Origin of the sequence: Pseudarthrobacter chlorophenolicus, from assembly GCF_000962805.1 — a bacterium.
GTDB classification, from domain to species: Bacteria; Actinomycetota; Actinomycetes; order Actinomycetales; family Micrococcaceae; genus Arthrobacter; species Arthrobacter chlorophenolicus_A.
The window spans coordinates 78,614-94,849 of the sequence record NZ_JZTW01000004.1 but is presented as its reverse complement, the minus strand read 5'-3'; the positions used below and the strand labels follow the sequence as shown (position 1 = coordinate 94,849).

Sequence of the window (16,236 nt, the reverse complement as noted above, 5' to 3'; positions counted from 1 at the left end):
CCGGTCCGCCCGAAAACACCGGACCTCCTGGCAGGGGTCCTCCACTGAAAGTCGGACCCATGCCCCACTACGAACTCGCCATCATTGGATCCGGATCAGGAAACTCGCTGATCACCCCGTACTGGGACGGCAAGCGCGTGGCCCTGATCGACGGCGGTGTGTTCGGCGGAACGTGCCTGAACGTTGGCTGCATCCCCACCAAGATGTTCGTCTATCCGGCCGGGCTGGCCGCTGCGCCGGCGGAGGCGCACCGGCTGGGCGTGGACCTGAGCCTGGACAAGGTGCACTGGAACGGGATCCGGGACCGGATCTTCGGCCGGATTGACGCCATCTCAGCGTCGGGCCGCCGGTACCGGGCGGACGAACTGGACAACGTTGACCTGTACGCGGAGCACGCGCGCTTCACCGGTCCGCGGTCCTTGCGGACGGACTCCGGGGTGGAGATCACGGCGGACCAGGTAGTGGTTGCCGCGGGTTCGCGGCCGGTGGTGCCGGACGTTGAGGGCATGGACCTGCCCCAGGTACACACCTCGGACACGGTGATGCGGGTGGACGGGCTGCCCCGGCGGGTAGTGGTGGTTGGCGGAGGCTACATCGCCGCAGAGTTCGCCGGCGTTTTTGCGGGCCTCGGCTCCGACGTGACGCAGGTGAACCGGTCCGGGCGCCTGCTCCGCGGCCATGATGCAGACATCGCGGAGCGATTCGCGGCCGCCGCCGCCGAACGCTGGACGCTCAGGACCGGTTACGCGCTCCAGTCCGTGGAGGACAACGGCGACGGCAGCGTCACAGCCGTCTTCACGGGGCCCGGCGGCGAGCAGCTGCGCGTTCCGGCGGACATCGTGCTGATGGCCACCGGCCGGGTCCCCAACACTGACAGGCTCGGCGCTGCGGCTGCGGGCTTTGACCTGCGCGACGACGGGATACTCGCCGTGGACTCCAAGCTCCGGATACTCTCCGGAGGCGAGCCCCTGCCGGGTGTGTACGCACTGGGTGACGCCGCCAACCCGTACCAGCTCAAGCACGTGGCCAACCGGGAAGCCCGCGTGGTGGCCCACAACCTTGAGCACGCGGACAGGCTCCGCAGCATCGACTACACCGCCGTCCCGTCCGCCGTATTCTCCAATCCGCAGATTGCTTCGGTGGGACTGACGGAAGAGGATGCACGGTCCCGCGCTGCGTCCGGATCCGATATTGTCACCGCCCTGCAGGAGTACGGCAGCACAGCGTACGGCTGGGCCATGGAGGATCAGGAAGGGGTGGTCAAGCTCATCGCCGAGCGCTCAACGGGACGCCTGCTGGGTGCCCACATCCTGGGCCACGAAGCGTCCAACCTGATCCAGCCGCTGGTGCAGGCCATGTACCAGGGAACACCCGTCCACGAGCTGGCCCGCGGACCGTACTGGATCCACCCGGCGCTGATGGAGGTGGTGGAGAACGCCTTGCTGGCCCTGGGCACCGACGTACCGGCGGACGCCCCGCTCTAGGAGTGCCGGCGGCCGTCAGCCCAGCCGGGCTGCCAGGCTCCCGACGGCCCTAATGAGTTCCCGGAACGCCTGCTCCGGGTTGTTGGCCGAAACGATCCGGGCGTTCGGTGCGCTCCCCCACAGTCCCCGGTAGTCCGCCACGGTTGTTCCCATCAGCAGCGGCGAGTCCGTCTCGACGTCGATGGTTGCCGGCCGCGCGCTGTATTCGAGGGTGCCCGCGGCAACCCCTGCGGCAAAGAAATCGTGGACGTGGGCCAGGTAGCCCTGGTCGTACAGCCGATGGAACTCGAAGTAGAACCGCAGCGCGTCCGAGAGGTGCCGGATGACGCGGTTGTCAGAGGTGCTGCGCCGGCCCTCAGGTTGGTCCGGAAGCACCAGTTCGGGAACGGCGGCACCGGCTGCCCCGGCGAGCTGCCGGACATGGCCAGGCCGCAGCTCCATCCGCTCGGTGGTGTCCAGGGAACAAACCACCGGCAGCTTCCCGGCGGGCCTGGCGCGGTAGGCGGCATACACCTCCTTGGCGGCGTGCGGATCCACGTGGGTGTTCCACTCGGCGGTGGGCGTGGTGTTTCCCTGGTGATAGAAACTTCCGCCCATGATCACGACGCCGGCCAGCAGCTCGGGCAGGTCCGGCTCTTCGCGGAGGGCCAGGGCGAAGTTGGTCAGCGGCGCAGTGATGAGCGCCGTGAGTTCGCCCGGCCGGGCGCGGGCATGCCCGATCCAGAGGTCGACGGCGTTCCGCGCCGAGACCTGCCCGTCCGGTTCGGGCAGGACGGCGTAGCCGATCCCCTGCGGCCCGTGCGTTTCCGGCGTGGTGACCAACGGGACGGACAGCGGTGCCCGGGCTCCGATGGCCACTTCCACGCCGGGTCGTCCGCACAGTTCCAGCAGCGCCAGGGTATTCCGTGCCACCTGGTCCGCGTCCACGTTTCCGGGGGTTGCCGTGACGGACACGAATTCGGTGTCCGGGAGGGCGGCCAGGTAGGCGAGGGCCAGGGCGTCGTCGATGCCGGTGTCGACGTCCAGGAGGAATGCGGTCATGGGTTCGGTGGTCTGGGTTTAGCTGCGGCCGTTGGTTGGTGCCGGTTTCCGGCCGCCTAGAAGAGGGCTACCTTGGGCACGGCCGGGAAGATGGTGTCCAATTCCGCGAGGTCGTCCGCCGAGGGCTGCCAGTGGGCCGCTGCCGCGTTCTGCCTGACCTGCTCCGGTTTGGTGGCACCGGCGATAACACTGGCCACGGACGGCTGGGCGGCGAGCCAGGAGAAGGCGACCTCAACTTCACCCAGGCCGCGTTCCTTGGCGAACAGGCTGAACTTGCCCAACTGGTCCCAGTCGGCGTCGTCCACCATGTTGGTGCGGGTGTGGCTGAGCCGGGAGCCGTCCGGCGCGTGGCCGGGCGCGTATTTGCCGGTGAGCAGGCCGTTGGCCAGGGGGAAGTACGGCAGGACGCCCAGGCCGAATTCCTCGGCTGCAGGGGTGACCTCCTGTTCAGCCCGGCGGTCCAGGAGGTTGTAGTGGTTTTGGGTGGAGACGAAGCGGGCACCGCCGAGTTCGCGCGCCACGTACTCGGCCTGGGCAATCTGCCAGCCGGCGCGGTTGGAGTGGCCGATGTACCGGACCTTTCCGCTGCGGACAAGGTCGTCCAGGGCCGAGAGGGTCTCGTCGATCGGAGTCTGCGGATCCGGGGTGTGGAACTGATAGAGGTCGATCCAGTCGGTGCCGAGGCGGCGGAGGGATGCTTCGACGGACTGGATGATGTACCGGCGGGAACCACGCGCGCCGAAGTCCGGGCCATTGATGCCCCGGGCATCCATTCCGAACTTCGTGGCCACCACGACGTCGTGCCGCCGGCTACCAAGCGCCTTGCCCAGCATGGTCTCGCTGAGTCCGGGCTCGCGGCCGTAGTTGTCCGCCACGTCGAACAGCGTGATGCCGGCGTCAAGGGCCGCGGAAACGACGGCGTCGGTGCCCTCCTGGGATTCGGTGGCGGTGTTGGCGCGGCCGAGGTTATTGCATCCGAGGCCTACCGTGGAGACGGTCAGGCCCGATTTTCCGACGCGGCGGTACGTTGTCACAGGGACCTCCTAGAGGCTGAAGCTGTTGGCGGGTTTGGCGGAGTGCTTGAGCTTGAAGTTTTCCGGGTCGGAGAACGGGGCAGCACCGATGCTGAGCTTGGTGAAATCCAGGTCCTCGCCGCGCGCGCATATCTTGATGGCGGCGACGGCCTTGTTCACGTCCGGGCAGAGGCAGAAGATGTTGAGCTTGAAGTCGGTGAACTCCGACCGTTCAACGGTGCCAAGTCCCCGCCACGCCAGGTGGCTGATGAGGGCGTCGGTAGCCTTGGCCTGCAGGCGCCTGTCGCGTTCGGTACCTTCCCTGGACTTGAGGGCGAACTGAGCCACCACCCAGGACTGATCCTCCTCGGGGACAGCGGCGTAGCCGTCCTCGGTGCACTGTGCGGCGAAGGCATCCATCAGCCCTTCTGCGGCGGCAGCATCCGAGACGTCTGTCTCCTGGGTCTTGCTCTGGTGCCCCACGGCGCCGAAGTTCATGACGAACTGGCCGTATTCCTCGTCGTACCAGGCCTCCCGGAACTGGAGGGCTCCCTCGTCGTCGCGTTTGTAGACCCGGATGTTGTCGCTCATATTCGTCCCTTGGTAAACCAGCCGACGTCCGTGCCGTCGAACGGTGCCTGCTGCGCCTTAACGGCCTGGAAAAGTTCTGCGGCTGAAGCCTCGAGGGACTCCGCCAGTGCTGTGGGGTAGTTCATGGCGGCGCGGTGGTCCTCGAACTCGTCCTCATCGTCGATGAAGACGCCACGGCCCGCTGTGCTCACCACGTCCAGGTCCATGTCTATGACGTGGAATTCGGTGACGTGCGGCCGGATGGGGTTCCATTCGTGGGCCACGGCGAGGTCGATGTAGATCCGGACGCCGCCGGGGTGGGCATCATCGTAGAACGTGGCCACCCAGTCGCCGTCCCGCGGAACCAGGAGGACGGCGTCGGACCTGGTGTAGAAGGCCGCGCCGGGACGGGAACAGAACTCGTTGGTGCCCTGGAAGATCCACCAGCCGTGCCTGTCCTCGCCGAGGTAGCGGCCCGGCACCACCCAGTGGGCCTTGCCGTTCCACTTGCGGTTGCGGGCCACCACCAGCTGCCCGGGTTCGAGTCCCTGCGGTGTCCGGGTTGCCCCGGGGTGGCCGGTTTCGTGCTGCTCCCCCAACATGCCGGGATACGTGGGCCCGGCCTGGTCCTCCAGCCTGTCTTCTCCCCTCACAGGATGGGAAGGCTGCCGGTGGTGGGGTGTTGCTGCCCCGGCAATGGACGCGCGAAGGGGACCTTGGTCCCCAAAACCTGGGCGACGACGTCGTGCGTGATCTGCTGGGCGGTGAGGCCAACGCGCTCCAGCACCTCGCTGCGGGTGCCGTGGTCCAGGAACTCGACCGGAAGGCCCACTTCGTTCAGGGCGGTGTCCACTCCTGCCGCCCGCATTTCCTGGCGGATGCGCGATCCCACTCCGCCGGCGCGGACGCCGTCCTCGATGCAGACCACCAACCGGTGGTGCGAGGCGAGGGCAATGATGGAACGGCGGACCGGAAGCACCCAGCGGGGGTCCACCACGGTGGTGCTGATCCCCTGGGCGCCAAGACGGTTGGCCACGTCCAGGGCGAGCTCGGACATGGCGCCGACACTGACGATGAGGACATCGTTGGCAGTGGAGCCCGCGGGCCGGCGGGCCAGGACGTCCACGCCGTCGCTGAGGCGTTCCAGCGCTTCGATTTCGGCGCCGACGGATCCCTTGGAGAAACGGACCACGGTGGGGGCGTCATCGATGGCCACGGCCTCGCGCAGTTCTTCGCGGAGGCGTGACGCGTCGCGGGGCGCCGCCAAGTGGAGGCCCGGGACGATCTGCACCATGGACATGTCCCACATGCCGTGGTGGCTGGCGCCGTCCGGGCCGGTGACGCCTGCCCTGTCCAGGACGATGGTGACGCCTGCCTTGTGCAGGGCCACATCCATGAGCAGCTGGTCGAAGGCACGGTTGAGGAAGGTGGCGTAGACGGCCACCACGGGGTGCAGTCCGCCGAACGCCATGCCGGCTGCGGACGTCAGGGCATGCTGTTCGGCAATTCCGACGTCGATGACCCGGTCCGGGTGCTTGGCGGCGAACTTATGCAGGCCCACCGGGATGAGCATGGCACCGGTGATGCCCACGACGTCCTTGCGCTCGTCCGCGATTGCGGCGATTTCGTCGGCAAAGACGGACGTCCAGGATTTGGCTCCGGCAGCGCCGGTGGGTTCGCCGGTTTCCGGATCAATGATGCCGACGGCATGGAACTGGTCTGCCTCATGGGCGCGGGCGGGCGCATAGCCGTGGCCCTTCTCGGTCATGGCGTGGACGATCACCGGTCCGTGGTAATTCCGTGCGGTGGCGAGGGCGTGCTCCAGGGCCTGGAGGTTGTGCCCGTCCACGGGGCCGATGTATTTCATGCCGAGGTCCTCGAACATGCCCTGCGGGGCCCACCAGTCCTTGACGCCCTTCTTCATGGCGTGGAGGCTCTTGTAGGTGAACTGGCCCGCCGGGCCGCCGTTCTGGAGCTTTTTCTTCCACCAGTCCAGCGCAACCTCGTAGGCGGGTGCTGCACGGAAGGAATCGATGGTGGGGCGCAGGGAGGCCAGGTAGTCGGCGAAACCACCCACGGTGGGTGCGTAGGAGCGGCCGTTGTCGTTGACGACGATGACCACGCGGCGTTTCTTGTCGGCTGCGATGTTGTTGATGGCCTCCCAGGCCATTCCGCCGGTCAGCGCGCCGTCCCCTACGACGGCAACGACGTGCCGGTCTCCTTCGCCGGTCAGTTGCCGGGCGCGGGAAATCCCGTCGGCCCAGGACAGCGACGAGGAAGCGTGCGAGCTTTCCACGATGTCGTGTTCCGACTCTGCCCGTGAGGGGTATCCGGAGAGGCCGCCCTGCTGGCGGAGGGTGCTGAAATCCTGCCGGCCGGTCAGCAGCTTGTGGACGTAGGACTGGTGTCCGGTGTCGAAGACGATGCTGTCACGCGGAGAGTCGAAGATGCGGTGCACGGCCAGCGTGAGTTCCACGACGCCGAGGTTGGGTCCGAGGTGGCCGCCCGTCTGGGAAACGTTAGTGATCAGGAATTCCCTGATTTCCGAGGCCAGCTGCTCCAGCTGCTCTTCGGATAAATCGTTTAGGTCCTGCGGATTCCGGATGGTGTCCAAGATTCCCAAATGACCCCTCCTTCGGGTGGTAGACGTGCCGTTTAACTCTAACGCCTTGCCCCGCGGACAAGGCTCAGCCGGACGGCCGAAGCCCCGGCTGGTCGGTGACCGGCCGGGGCTTCGGAGAGGTTCTGCCTGCTGGCAGGCTCCGCTAGTTCGCGGAGATCTGGCGCAGGACGTACTGCAGGATGCCGCCGTTGCGGTAGTAGTCCGCTTCACCCGGCGTATCGATGCGAAGCACGGCGTCGAAGGTCTTCGACGATCCGTCTTCGGCAGTTGCCGTGACCTTGAGGGTCTTGGGCGTGGTTCCTTCGTTCAGGGCGGTGACGCCCTCAACCGAGAAGGTTTCCGTGCCGGTGAGGCCCAGGCTGGCAGCGTTCTCGCCGGCCGGGAACTGCAGCGGCAGGACGCCCATGCCGATGAGGTTGGAGCGGTGGATGCGCTCGTAGCTCTCGGCGACGACGGCCTTGACGCCCAGCAGGGCGGTACCCTTGGCAGCCCAGTCACGCGACGAACCCGAACCGTATTCCTTGCCTGCCAGGACCACCAGCGGAGTGCCGGCTGCCTGGTAGTTCTGGGCGGCGTCGTAGACGTAGGCCTGCGGGCCGCCTTCCTGGGTGAAGTCGCGGGTGAAGCCGCCCTCCACGCCGTCGAGGATCTGGTTCTTGATGCGGATGTTCGCGAACGTACCGCGGATCATCACCTCGTGGTTGCCACGGCGGGAACCGTACGAGTTGAAGTCCTTGCGCTCCACACCGTTGGCCAGCAGGTACTGGCCGGCGGGGGTGTCGGACTTGAACGAACCGGCAGGCGAGATGTGGTCGGTGGTGACGGAGTCGCCGAGCTTAAGCAACACGCGTGCGCCGCTGATGTCCTTGACCGGCTCCGGCTGGGCCTGCATGCCCTCGAAGTACGGGGGCTTCCGGACGTACGTGGACTTGGCGTCCCAGGCGAAGGTGTCGCCTGCGGGGGTGTCCAGTGCCTGCCAGCGCTCGTCGCCGTCGAAGACGCCGTCGTAGCCCTTGGCGAACATGTCCTTGTCGATCGAGGAATCGATGACCTGCTGGACCTCGACCGGGTTGGGCCAGATGTCCTTCAGGAAGACGTCGTTGCCAGCCTCATCCTTGCCGAGGGCGTCGGTTTCGAAGTCGAAGTCCATGGAACCGGCCAGGGCGTAGGCGATGACCAGCGGCGGGGAGGCCAGGTAGTTCATCTTGACGTCCGGGTTGATGCGGCCTTCGAAGTTGCGGTTGCCCGAGAGCACTGCGGCGACTGCGAGGTCGTTGGCCTGGACGGCCTCGGAGATCTCGCTTTCCAGCGGGCCGGAGTTGCCGATGCAGGTGGCGCAGCCGTAGCCAACGATGTAGAAGCCGAGCTTCTCCAGGTACGGCGTGAGGCCGGACTTCTCGTAGTAGTCGGTGACTACCTTCGAGCCGGGAGCCACGGAGGTCTTGACCCACGGCTTGGCGGTCAGGCCCTTTTCGACGGCGTTCCGTGCCAGCACCGCGGCGGCCAGCATGACCGACGGGTTGGACGTGTTGGTGCAGGAGGTGATGGAAGCGATCGTGACTGCACCGTGGTCCAGTTCGAATTCGCGTCCGTCTGCCATCTTGACCGGGACGGGGCTGGTGATGCGCCCGGCGCCACCGTGGGCTGCCGAGTACTTCGCCGGCTCGCGGTCCGTGTCGGAGATGTGCGTGGCTCCCGCAGTGAACGACGGTGCGTCGGATGCCGGGAAGGTCTCCTCGAGGGACTCATCCAGGGTTCCGGCGTTGGCATCGTGGGAGACGTAGTTCTTGAGGTCGTGGCGGAACTCGTCCTTGGCCTCGGTCAGTTCGATGCGGTCCTGCGGGCGCTTGGGGCCGGCGATGGACGGAACAACTGTGGACAGATCCAGTTCCAGGTACTCGGAGAACTTGATGTCGCGTGATGGGTCGTGCCAGAGGCCCTGTTCCTTGGCGTAGGCCTCCACCAGGGCGACGTTCTGGTCCTCCCGGCCGGTGAGGCGCAGGTAGTCCAGGGTGACGTCGTCGATGGGGAACATGGCGGCAGTGGAGCCGAACTCCGGGCTCATGTTGCCGATGGTGGCGCGGTTGGCCAGCGGCACGGCTGCAACGCCTTCGCCGTAGAACTCCACGAACTTGCCCACAACGCCGTGCTTGCGGAGCATTTCTGTGATGGTGAGCACAACGTCGGTGGCGGTGGCGCCGGCCGGGATGCTGCCGCTGAGCTTGAAGCCGACAACACGCGGGATGAGCATGGAGACGGGCTGGCCGAGCATGGCAGCCTCGGCCTCGATGCCACCAACGCCCCAGCCGAGCACGCCCAGGCCGTTGACCATGGTGGTGTGGGAGTCGGTGCCCACGCAGGTGTCGGGGTAGGCACGCAGGGCGCCGTTGACTTCACGGGTCATGACGGTGCGCGCCAGGTACTCGATGTTGACCTGGTGCACGATGCCGGTTCCCGGGGGGACAACCTTGAAGTCATCAAACGCGGTCTGGCCCCAGCGCAGGAACTGGTAGCGCTCACCATTGCGCTGGTATTCGATCTCCATGTTGCGCTCCAGCGCGCCGGAGTTTCCGAAGGCATCGATCTGCACCGAGTGGTCGATGACCATTTCGGCCGGTGCCAGCGGGTTGACGCGCTTGGGGTCGCCACCAAGTTCCTTGACGGCTTCACGCATCGTCGCCAGGTCCACCACGCAGGGGACGCCGGTGAAGTCCTGCATGATCACGCGTGCCGGCGTGAACTGGATTTCTGTATCGGGTTCCGCGTTGGGATCCCAGCCTGCCAGGGCGCGGACGTGATCGGCAGTGATGTTCGCGCCGTCCTCGGTCCTCAGCAGGTTTTCAAGCAATACCTTGAGGCTGAACGGAAGGTTTTCTGCACCTTCAACGGAGTTCAACCGGAAAATTTCATACTCGGTTCCGGCTACATTAAGTTTGCCTTTTGAACCGAAGCTGTCCACAGTGCTCATCGCAGGACTCCTCTCGCAACAGTTTCATCTTTGTCGCGCGGTTGACCGCCTGCTAGTTAGGTGGTCCTAATTAGCTCAGGACCCGAAAATGGCACACAGCCGCCCGCGAATACGGGGCGCGACGTGGGACTACTACGGCCATCGTAGTCGAAAACGCCGTGGCCATGACGGAGGATGCGGTCAGGAAAGGGGCGTCAGCAGCGCCACCGTCTCCAAGTGGTGGGTGTGCGGGTAGATGTCGAAGGCCCGCAGGCCGGCGAGCTCCCAGCCCGCATCCCGGAAGTAGGACACGTCACGGGCGAACGACGCCGGATCGCAGGATACGTAGGCAATGGCCCGCGGGTGCGCATCCACCAGGTGCCGCACCACTGCCTTGCCGGCACCGGCGCGCGGCGGGTCGAGGACCAGGGCGTCGAAATCCCGCGGTTTCTGGCGGAGGACACGTTCCACCCGGCCCTGGACAATTTCCACCTGCGGAGCAGCGTGCAGGTTCTTGCGTGCATCCCTGCTGGTCCCCGGGGCGCCCTCAACGGACAGGACCGAGCCGGTCTCCCCCACTGCGTCGGCCAGCACTGCGGTGAACAGTCCGGCGCCGGCGTAAAGGTCCGCAACCACGGCACCGGGGTGCAGGAAGCCGCCCCCGTGCAGGAAATCTGTGACAGCCCCCACAAGTGTTCCGGGCGCGTCGCGGTGGATCTGCCAGAACCCGGCGCCGGTGACCCGGTAGTCGTGTCCGGCCGCGGATTCCTGCACCCACGAACGGCCCCGCAACCGGGTCACCTCACCCGAGACGGGGTCGAACCCGGCTGCCGACACGTCGTCCGGCAGGGCCGCGGCAACGGCCGCCAGGCGTTTAGGTTTCGTTCCCTCCGCCGGAGCCAGCAGCACCAGCGGGCGGGAACCATTGGCCGGGGCCGCCACTTCCACCCGTTCGATGCCTTGCAGGTCGATGTTCCACAGCTCCAGGGCATTGATGGCGTCCGTGGCCAGCGGCATCTCCCGAACCGGGAGGACCTGCGTGGAGCGGTGGGCGTGCATGCCCAGCTTCCCCGAGGGCGTCACCGAGAAACTGGCCCGCGTGCGCCACCCAAGGCCCGTCCCGCCGTCGGCCGCTTCTCCCACGGCCTCGACGGCGCCGCTCCAGCCGGCCGGCGGCTGTCCCGTTCCGCCCAGCCGCCTGAGCTGTTCGTCCAGCACCTCGGCCTTGAGCCGGCGCTGCCGGTCCAGGCTGATGTGGCCGAACTCCGCACCACCTACGGGCGGATGCCCGTGCGCCCAGGCCCGGGTGGAATCGGCCGCGTGCCAAAAGTGGTCCACCCGGTCCGGTGAGGCGTCCAGTACGTCGACGACGTCGGCACGCCAGAACTTCGCGTTGTCCCCGGCGTCTGTGAGCCGCACCCGGACCCTTTCCCCGGGAATGCCGTGCCGGACGAAGATGACGCGTCCTTCGTGACGGGCCACGCAGTGGCCGCCGTGGGCAACGGGTCCCACCTCGACAACGAGTTTCTCACCGGCGTGGGCGGCTGGTGTGCTGCCCGCTGGAGTGTTTTCGGTGGTCGCGGAAGTTCTGGGGGTCATTGCACGTCCTGGAGGTTCTTGGCTTCTTCGGATGATTTGAGCTGCCATGGCACGCTGGCCACCATGACTCCGGGTTCGAAGTGCAGCCTGGTTTTGATGCGCAGGGCCGTCTGGTTGTGCACCAGCTGCTCCCACCACTTGCCCACCACGTATTCGGGGATGTAGACCACCACCAGGTCCCGCGGTGAGTCGAGGCGCATCTGTTTGATGTATTCCATGATGGGCGTGACGGTTTCGCGGTAGGGGCTCGCCAGCACCGTCAGGGGAACGGGGATGTCAAGCTTCTCCCAGTCATTGACAGTGTGCGCGGTTTCGGCGGCGTCGATGTCCACGGTAATGGCATCCAGCCGTGACGGGCGCGACGCGCGGGCATAGGCGAGGGCACGGAGCACCGGCTTGCGCACGTGGGACACCAGGAGGACGGCGTGGACGCGGGTGGGCAGTGCGCGGGGAGAGGAGTCCTCGTCGACGGCCAGTTCCTTGGCCACGTTGTCGTAGTGTGCCCGGATGCTCCACATGATGAGGAACAGGATGAACATGGCGAGCAGCGCAATCCAGGCACCCTGTTCGAACTTGGTGATGAGCACGATCACCAGGACCAGCGCCGTCATGCCGAAGCCGATGGTGTTGATGGTGCGGGACTTCATCATCCTGCGCCGCACGGCCTTGTCCTTGGCGAGCTTCAGCTCCCGGCCCCAGTGCCGGATCATGCCGAGCTGGCTGGCCGTGAAGGAGATGAAGACGCCAACGATGTAGAGCTGGATGAGCTTGGTGACGTCGGCGTTGAACGCGATGATCAGCACCAGGGCTCCGGCGGCCAGTGCCAGGACGCCGTTGCTGAAGGCCAGCCGGTCACCCCTGGTGCGGAGCTGGCGCGGCAGGTACCCGTCCTGGGCGAGGATGGAACCCAGCACCGGAAACCCGTTGAACGCAGTGTTGGAGGCGAACACCAGGATGACGCCGGTGGCGGCCACCACGATGTAGAACGGGATTGAGCCCGGGCCGAAGATTGTCTGCGCAATCTGGCTGATGGCCGGGTTCTGGATGTAGCCCTCGGGCAGCGGGCTTCCGTTAAGCAGGAACTCCTTGGCCGGGTCCAGGACGATATGGACCTTGGTTGCCTGCGCCAGGAACATGATGCCGGCCAGCATCGAAGCGCCGATAATGCCCAGCAGGAGCAGCGTGGTGGCGGCGTTCTTGCTCTTGGGCGGGCGGAAATTCGGCACGCCATTGCTGATCGCCTCGACGCCGGTGAGGGCCGCCGCGCCGGATGAAAAAGCCCGCAACAGGAGAAAGGCGCCGGCAAGTCCCACGAGGCCCTCGTCGAAGCCTGCCGCCGGGACGATGGTGAAGGCGGCGGAGGGCGCTTCGCCCAGCTGTCCGGTGGCCACCTGGTAGACGCCCACCGCCGTCATGCCAAAGATGGCGGCCATGAAGATATACGTGGGGACGGCGAAAACGCTGCCGGCTTCCTTGATGCCCCGCAGGTTGACCAGTGCCAGGATGATCACGCCAATGGTGGCGATGGTGGCCTGCTGGCCGTGGAGCGAGGGCACCGCCGTGGTCAAATATGCCGCGGCGGAGGACATGGATACTGCCACGGTGAGGACGTAGTCCACCAGGAGTGCCGAGGCGACCGTGAGCCCGGCGTACTTGCCGAGGTTCTCGTTGGCGATCTCGTAGTCCCCGCCACCGGACGGGTAGGCGTGGACATTTTGCCGGTAGGAGGCCACCACGGTCAGCAGGACCACCATGACGGCCAGGCCCACCCACGGGGAAAACGCCACTGCGCTGACACCGGCCAGGGCCAGGGTGAGCAGGATTTCGTCCGGCGCGTAGGCGACGGAGGACAGTGCATCAGACGCGAAGATCGGAAGGGCGATCTTCTTCGGAAGCAGGGTATGGGCCATCCGGTCATTCCGGAACGGCCTGCCCACCAGAACGCGCTTAACCGCGTTGAATATTGTCAGCACTCCACAAAGCTAGTCTGATTCCCGGATGATGTCATGACGGCAGCCGGGCGGCGGGAAGCAGGGACGCTGCCGGTAGAGTTCTAGCTGCAGAAGCTGGACCGGAATACAGAGGAGATACGGTGGCGCATTTCGTGATCATGGGATGTGGCCGGGTGGGGGCGACACTGGCGCACACACTCGAAGATGCCGGGCACTCAGTGGCCATCATCGACCAGGACGACCGCGCGTTTCGCCGGCTGCGGCAGGGGTTCACCGGGCGGAAGGTCACCGGCGTCGGCTTCGACCGGGAAACCCTCAAACAGGCCGGCGTGGCAGAGGCCTACGCCTTCGCTGCGGTATCAAGCGGGGACAACTCGAACATCCTGGCCACCCGGGTGGCCCGCGAAACCTTCCACGTCCCGCATGTGGTGGCGAGGATCTACGATCCCGGTCGCGCGGAAATTTACCAGCGCCTGGGCATCCCCACGGTGGCGGCGGTCCGCTGGAGCGCCGATCAGGTGCTCCGCCGGATCCTTCCGGAGCAGCACCTTGCCGGCGACTACCGCGAACCGTCCGGACGCCTCGTGCTGGCGGAGCTGGACCTGGACGCCGGGTGGGTGGGCCACAGGATCAGCGCCATCGAGAAGGCTGCCGGCGTTCGTGTGGCGTTCCTCACCCGCTTCGGAGAAGGGCTGCTGCCGGACGCCGGCACGGCCTACCAGGACGGCGACACCGTCCACGCCATGCTCCAGGTGGACCGCACCTCACACGTTGCCCAGGTCCTGACCAAAGCCCCCGCTAAGGAGTTGCAGTGAAAGTCGTGATCGTTGGCGCGGGCAGCGTCGGATCTTCCATTGCCAGGGAATTGCTCTCCCATAAACACGAGATCCTCCTGATCGACCTCAAGCCCGAGGTCATCGGCCGCAGCGGCCTTCGGGGTGCGCATTGGCTGGTGGGCGATGCCTGCGAGCTCAGCACGCTCCAAGGTGCCAAGGTTGAGGAAGCCGACGTGGTGGTGTCCGCCACCGGCGATGACAAGGTCAACCTTGTGGTCTCGTTGCTGGCAAAGACCGAGTTCGGCGTGGGCCGTACGGTGGGCCGCGTCAACAACCCGAAAAACGACTGGATGTTCAACGATTCCTGGGGCGTGGATGTTGCCGTCAACACCCCGCAGCTGATGACCGCACTGGTGGAAGAGGCCGTGGAAATCGGCGACCTGGTCCGGCTCCTGACCCTCCAGACAGGTGTTGCCTCCCTGGTGGAGTTCACGGTTCCGCACGACTCCCATGTCATTGGCAGCACCGTGGGCGACATCGAGTGGCCGGATGATTCCACCCTGGTCGCAATCCTGCGGGACCATGCTCCCATCACGCCCAGCCGGGATGATGTCATCGACGGCGGTGACGAACTGTTCTTCGTGACCACCATCGCGGCAGAAGATGAACTGCGCGCCCTCCTTTCCCCCGACGCAGCCGAATCAGCGGCACAGCCGGAGGACGGGGAAACACCCGGCGGCCAGGCAACTTCAAGCAACGGAACAGCCTCTGGCGGCGGCGCTGATGGCCGCGCCGCGGGTGGCAGCGCGGAGCACGCTGATGCTGTCACTGGGGACGGCACCGCGGCATCGGCTGATGCTGCACCCCCCGCCACCACGCAGGATTCCCGGCAGGCCCGGCAATCGTCCCTGGAAGACGACGGGTTCGACGGATAGCCTGGCCAGCACCTGCGTCGTGTCCCGGCCGGGCCGGCGATGGCCGGGGCCGGGCCACGCCCCTGGGCGGAAATCCGGCGGAGCTAGCCCTTCGCTGCCGTTTCGCCGCCTGCTGCATCCGCGGAGGCCGCGGGACGGGTAACCAACCAGGCGATCCAGACGCCCAGGATGTACAGCGGGGCGCCCATGATCAGGCGCGTGGTCGCCAGGGCTGCGAGTCCCTCCGGTCCCATCAGGTAGAGCGGGACCTGCACCAGGAGCCGCAGTGCCAGGACGCCAACGATGATCCAGGTGCCAAGCTGGTAGGCACGAACGCGGGCCTGATCCTTGCGCCAGTCCAGCCCTTCATTGCGGATAAAGCCGAACAGCAGCCCCGCAACCGGCCATTTCACGAAGATCGAGATCACCATCGCAATGATGTACGCCCCGTTGGTGAAGAACCCGGGGAGGTAGAAATCCTCGGCTTTGCCTGTGGTGTTCGCCAGCCACGCGGAAATGCCGACGCCGACAACGCCGGCAAGTGTCTGGGTCAGCGGCCGCCGCTGCACGAGACGCACCACAGTGAACACCGCGGCGGAAGCCAGCGCCGCCACCAGCGACGGCGTGAGGTCCTGCGTCACTGTGAAGGCGATGAGGAAGACCAGGCCGGGCACGATGCTCTCGGCGATGCCCTGGACCCCGCCTGCGCTCTTCAGGACGTCGACACGCCCGTCGTGGGTCCTGTGCAGCCCTGCTTTGGCGGCGTAGTCGGCGGCGAGTCCGGCCATTGGCGAGGACTCCCCGCCGTCCCGTTGGGTGTTGTCCCTGGTGCCATCCGCCCGGAAGTTGCCGGCCTGGTCATTGGTGGGACGTGTTTGACCGTCGCGGGCGCCCCCGCTTGCGGAGTGCCCCGTGGCATCCGGGCTGGCCCCGCCGGGCGACGGATCGGGCTGGTGCGCGGTCATTCGTTCTCCTGGTGGGAAAGTATTTCGTAGCGCGGGTTAAAAATCGTGGGCATACCCTCGCTCCTGGACAGCATGCCTTCGAGCTTGAGTTCGGTTCCGGCTTCGATGCCGGGAACACGGCGCCGGCCGAGCCACACCACCCGGAGCCGCGCCCTTGCAGCGCCGGCCCGGCCGGACCCCGGACGGAGGGCGCCGGAATCGGAGACAATCGCGCTGAAGGCTGCCGTCCGGTCGGCCGGAACGTAGGTCACGGACTCGATGCGGCCCTGGCACAGAACGCGACCCTTGTCCGGCAGTTGGTCCAGGGGAACAGGAGCCCTTCCATGCGACGCCGGCGGTCCCCCACCCATGG

General features: G+C 66.5%; 12 protein-coding genes and 1 pseudogene. 3 read left to right on the top strand and 10 right to left on the bottom strand.

Features of this window, described 5'->3' with window-relative positions; genetic code table 11:
* Nucleotides 1-59: 59 nt before the first annotated feature.
* The gene (locus UC32_RS06120; RefSeq protein WP_045730373.1) at nucleotides 60-1,484 is read left to right on the top strand and encodes a mycothione reductase; all 1,425 of its coding nucleotides are present in this window, start codon (nucleotides 60-62) and stop codon (nucleotides 1,482-1,484) included.
* 15 nt (nucleotides 1,485-1,499) lie between these two features.
* Here the strand turns inward: UC32_RS06120 and UC32_RS06115 are convergent, their stop codons facing one another.
* The 8 genes from UC32_RS06115 to UC32_RS06080 all read right to left on the bottom strand — a co-directional run bounded on the left by UC32_RS06115 (nucleotide 1,500) and on the right by UC32_RS06080 (nucleotide 13,250).
* Nucleotides 1,500-2,525 carry a nucleoside hydrolase gene (locus tag UC32_RS06115; protein WP_045730372.1) on the bottom strand — a complete coding sequence of 342 codons (1,026 nt, stop codon included), beginning with the start codon at nucleotides 2,523-2,525 and terminating at the stop codon, nucleotides 1,500-1,502.
* A 56-nt stretch (nucleotides 2,526-2,581) separates the two neighbouring features.
* Complete coding sequence (locus UC32_RS06110; RefSeq protein ID WP_045730371.1) at nucleotides 2,582-3,559, bottom strand: aldo/keto reductase; 978 nt, start codon at nucleotides 3,557-3,559, stop codon at nucleotides 2,582-2,584.
* Nucleotides 3,560-3,568: 9 nt separating this feature from the next.
* Entirely contained in the window at nucleotides 3,569-4,129 is a 561-nt protein-coding gene (locus UC32_RS06105) for a hypothetical protein (RefSeq protein ID WP_045730370.1), read from the bottom strand.
* Complete coding sequence (locus UC32_RS06100; protein WP_045730369.1) at nucleotides 4,126-4,710, bottom strand: DUF402 domain-containing protein; 585 nt, start codon at nucleotides 4,708-4,710, stop codon at nucleotides 4,126-4,128. Before UC32_RS06100 ends, UC32_RS06105 begins: the two co-directional genes overlap by 4 nt.
* A gap of 47 nt (nucleotides 4,711-4,757) precedes the next feature.
* Nucleotides 4,758-6,731 (bottom strand): 1-deoxy-D-xylulose-5-phosphate synthase, encoded by a 1,974-nt coding sequence (gene dxs, locus UC32_RS06095; RefSeq protein ID WP_045730368.1) that lies wholly within the window; start codon nucleotides 6,729-6,731, stop codon nucleotides 4,758-4,760.
* A gap of 142 nt (nucleotides 6,732-6,873) precedes the next feature.
* Complete coding sequence (locus tag UC32_RS06090) at nucleotides 6,874-9,699, bottom strand: aconitate hydratase (protein ID WP_045730367.1); 2,826 nt, start codon at nucleotides 9,697-9,699, stop codon at nucleotides 6,874-6,876.
* Nucleotides 9,700-9,879: 180 nt separating this feature from the next.
* Nucleotides 9,880-11,277: a class I SAM-dependent RNA methyltransferase gene (locus UC32_RS06085; protein ID WP_045730366.1), complete on the bottom strand. Its 1,398-nt coding sequence runs from the start codon at nucleotides 11,275-11,277 to the stop codon at nucleotides 9,880-9,882.
* Nucleotides 11,274-13,250, bottom strand: coding sequence for an APC family permease (locus tag UC32_RS06080; RefSeq protein ID WP_045730365.1), 1,977 nt, complete (start codon nucleotides 13,248-13,250; stop codon nucleotides 11,274-11,276). Before UC32_RS06080 ends, UC32_RS06085 begins: the two co-directional genes overlap by 4 nt.
* Nucleotides 13,251-13,369: 119 nt before the next feature.
* On the opposite strand from UC32_RS06080, the gene UC32_RS06075 reads away from it, so the two are divergent.
* Together UC32_RS06075 and UC32_RS06070 are read left to right on the top strand one after the other, a co-directional pair.
* On the top strand, nucleotides 13,370-14,044 hold the full coding sequence (locus UC32_RS06075; protein ID WP_045730364.1) for a potassium channel family protein: 675 nt from the start codon (nucleotides 13,370-13,372) through the stop codon (nucleotides 14,042-14,044).
* Nucleotides 14,041-14,784: pseudogene (locus UC32_RS06070) on the top strand (potassium channel family protein); the annotation flags it as partial. The gene UC32_RS06075 and the pseudogene UC32_RS06070, both read left to right, overlap by 4 nt.
* 239 nt (nucleotides 14,785-15,023) lie before the next feature.
* Here the strand turns inward: UC32_RS06070 and UC32_RS06065 are convergent.
* On the bottom strand, nucleotides 15,024-15,884 hold the full coding sequence (locus tag UC32_RS06065; RefSeq protein WP_045730362.1) for a DUF3159 domain-containing protein: 861 nt from the start codon (nucleotides 15,882-15,884) through the stop codon (nucleotides 15,024-15,026).
* Nucleotides 15,881-16,234 (bottom strand): single stranded DNA-binding domain-containing protein, encoded by a 354-nt coding sequence (locus tag UC32_RS06060; RefSeq protein ID WP_045730480.1) that lies wholly within the window; start codon nucleotides 16,232-16,234, stop codon nucleotides 15,881-15,883. The genes UC32_RS06065 and UC32_RS06060 overlap by 4 nt, the downstream gene beginning before the upstream one ends.
* Between the last annotated feature and the right edge of the window lie 2 nt (nucleotides 16,235-16,236).

What these genes read in the sequence shown, in the direction of transcription:
- UC32_RS06120 (WP_045730373.1), top strand. Translation starts at nt 60, where the DNA reads ATGCCCCACTACGAACTCGCCATCATTGGATCCGGATCAGGAAACTCG.
- UC32_RS06100 (WP_045730369.1), bottom strand. Translation starts at nt 4,710, where the DNA reads ATGTTGGGGGAGCAGCACGAAACCGGCCACCCCGGGGCAACCCGGACA.
- UC32_RS06090 (WP_045730367.1), bottom strand. Translation starts at nt 9,699, where the DNA reads ATGAGCACTGTGGACAGCTTCGGTTCAAAAGGCAAACTTAATGTAGCC.
- UC32_RS06060 (WP_045730480.1), bottom strand. Translation starts at nt 16,234, where the DNA reads ATGGGTGGGGGACCGCCGGCGTCGCATGGAAGGGCTCCTGTTCCCCTG.
- UC32_RS06065 (WP_045730362.1), bottom strand. Translation starts at nt 15,884, where the DNA reads ATGACCGCGCACCAGCCCGATCCGTCGCCCGGCGGGGCCAGCCCGGAT.
- UC32_RS06085 (WP_045730366.1), bottom strand. Translation starts at nt 11,277, where the DNA reads ATGACCCCCAGAACTTCCGCGACCACCGAAAACACTCCAGCGGGCAGC.
- UC32_RS06115 (WP_045730372.1), bottom strand. Translation starts at nt 2,525, where the DNA reads ATGACCGCATTCCTCCTGGACGTCGACACCGGCATCGACGACGCCCTG.
- UC32_RS06105 (WP_045730370.1), bottom strand. Translation starts at nt 4,129, where the DNA reads ATGAGCGACAACATCCGGGTCTACAAACGCGACGACGAGGGAGCCCTC.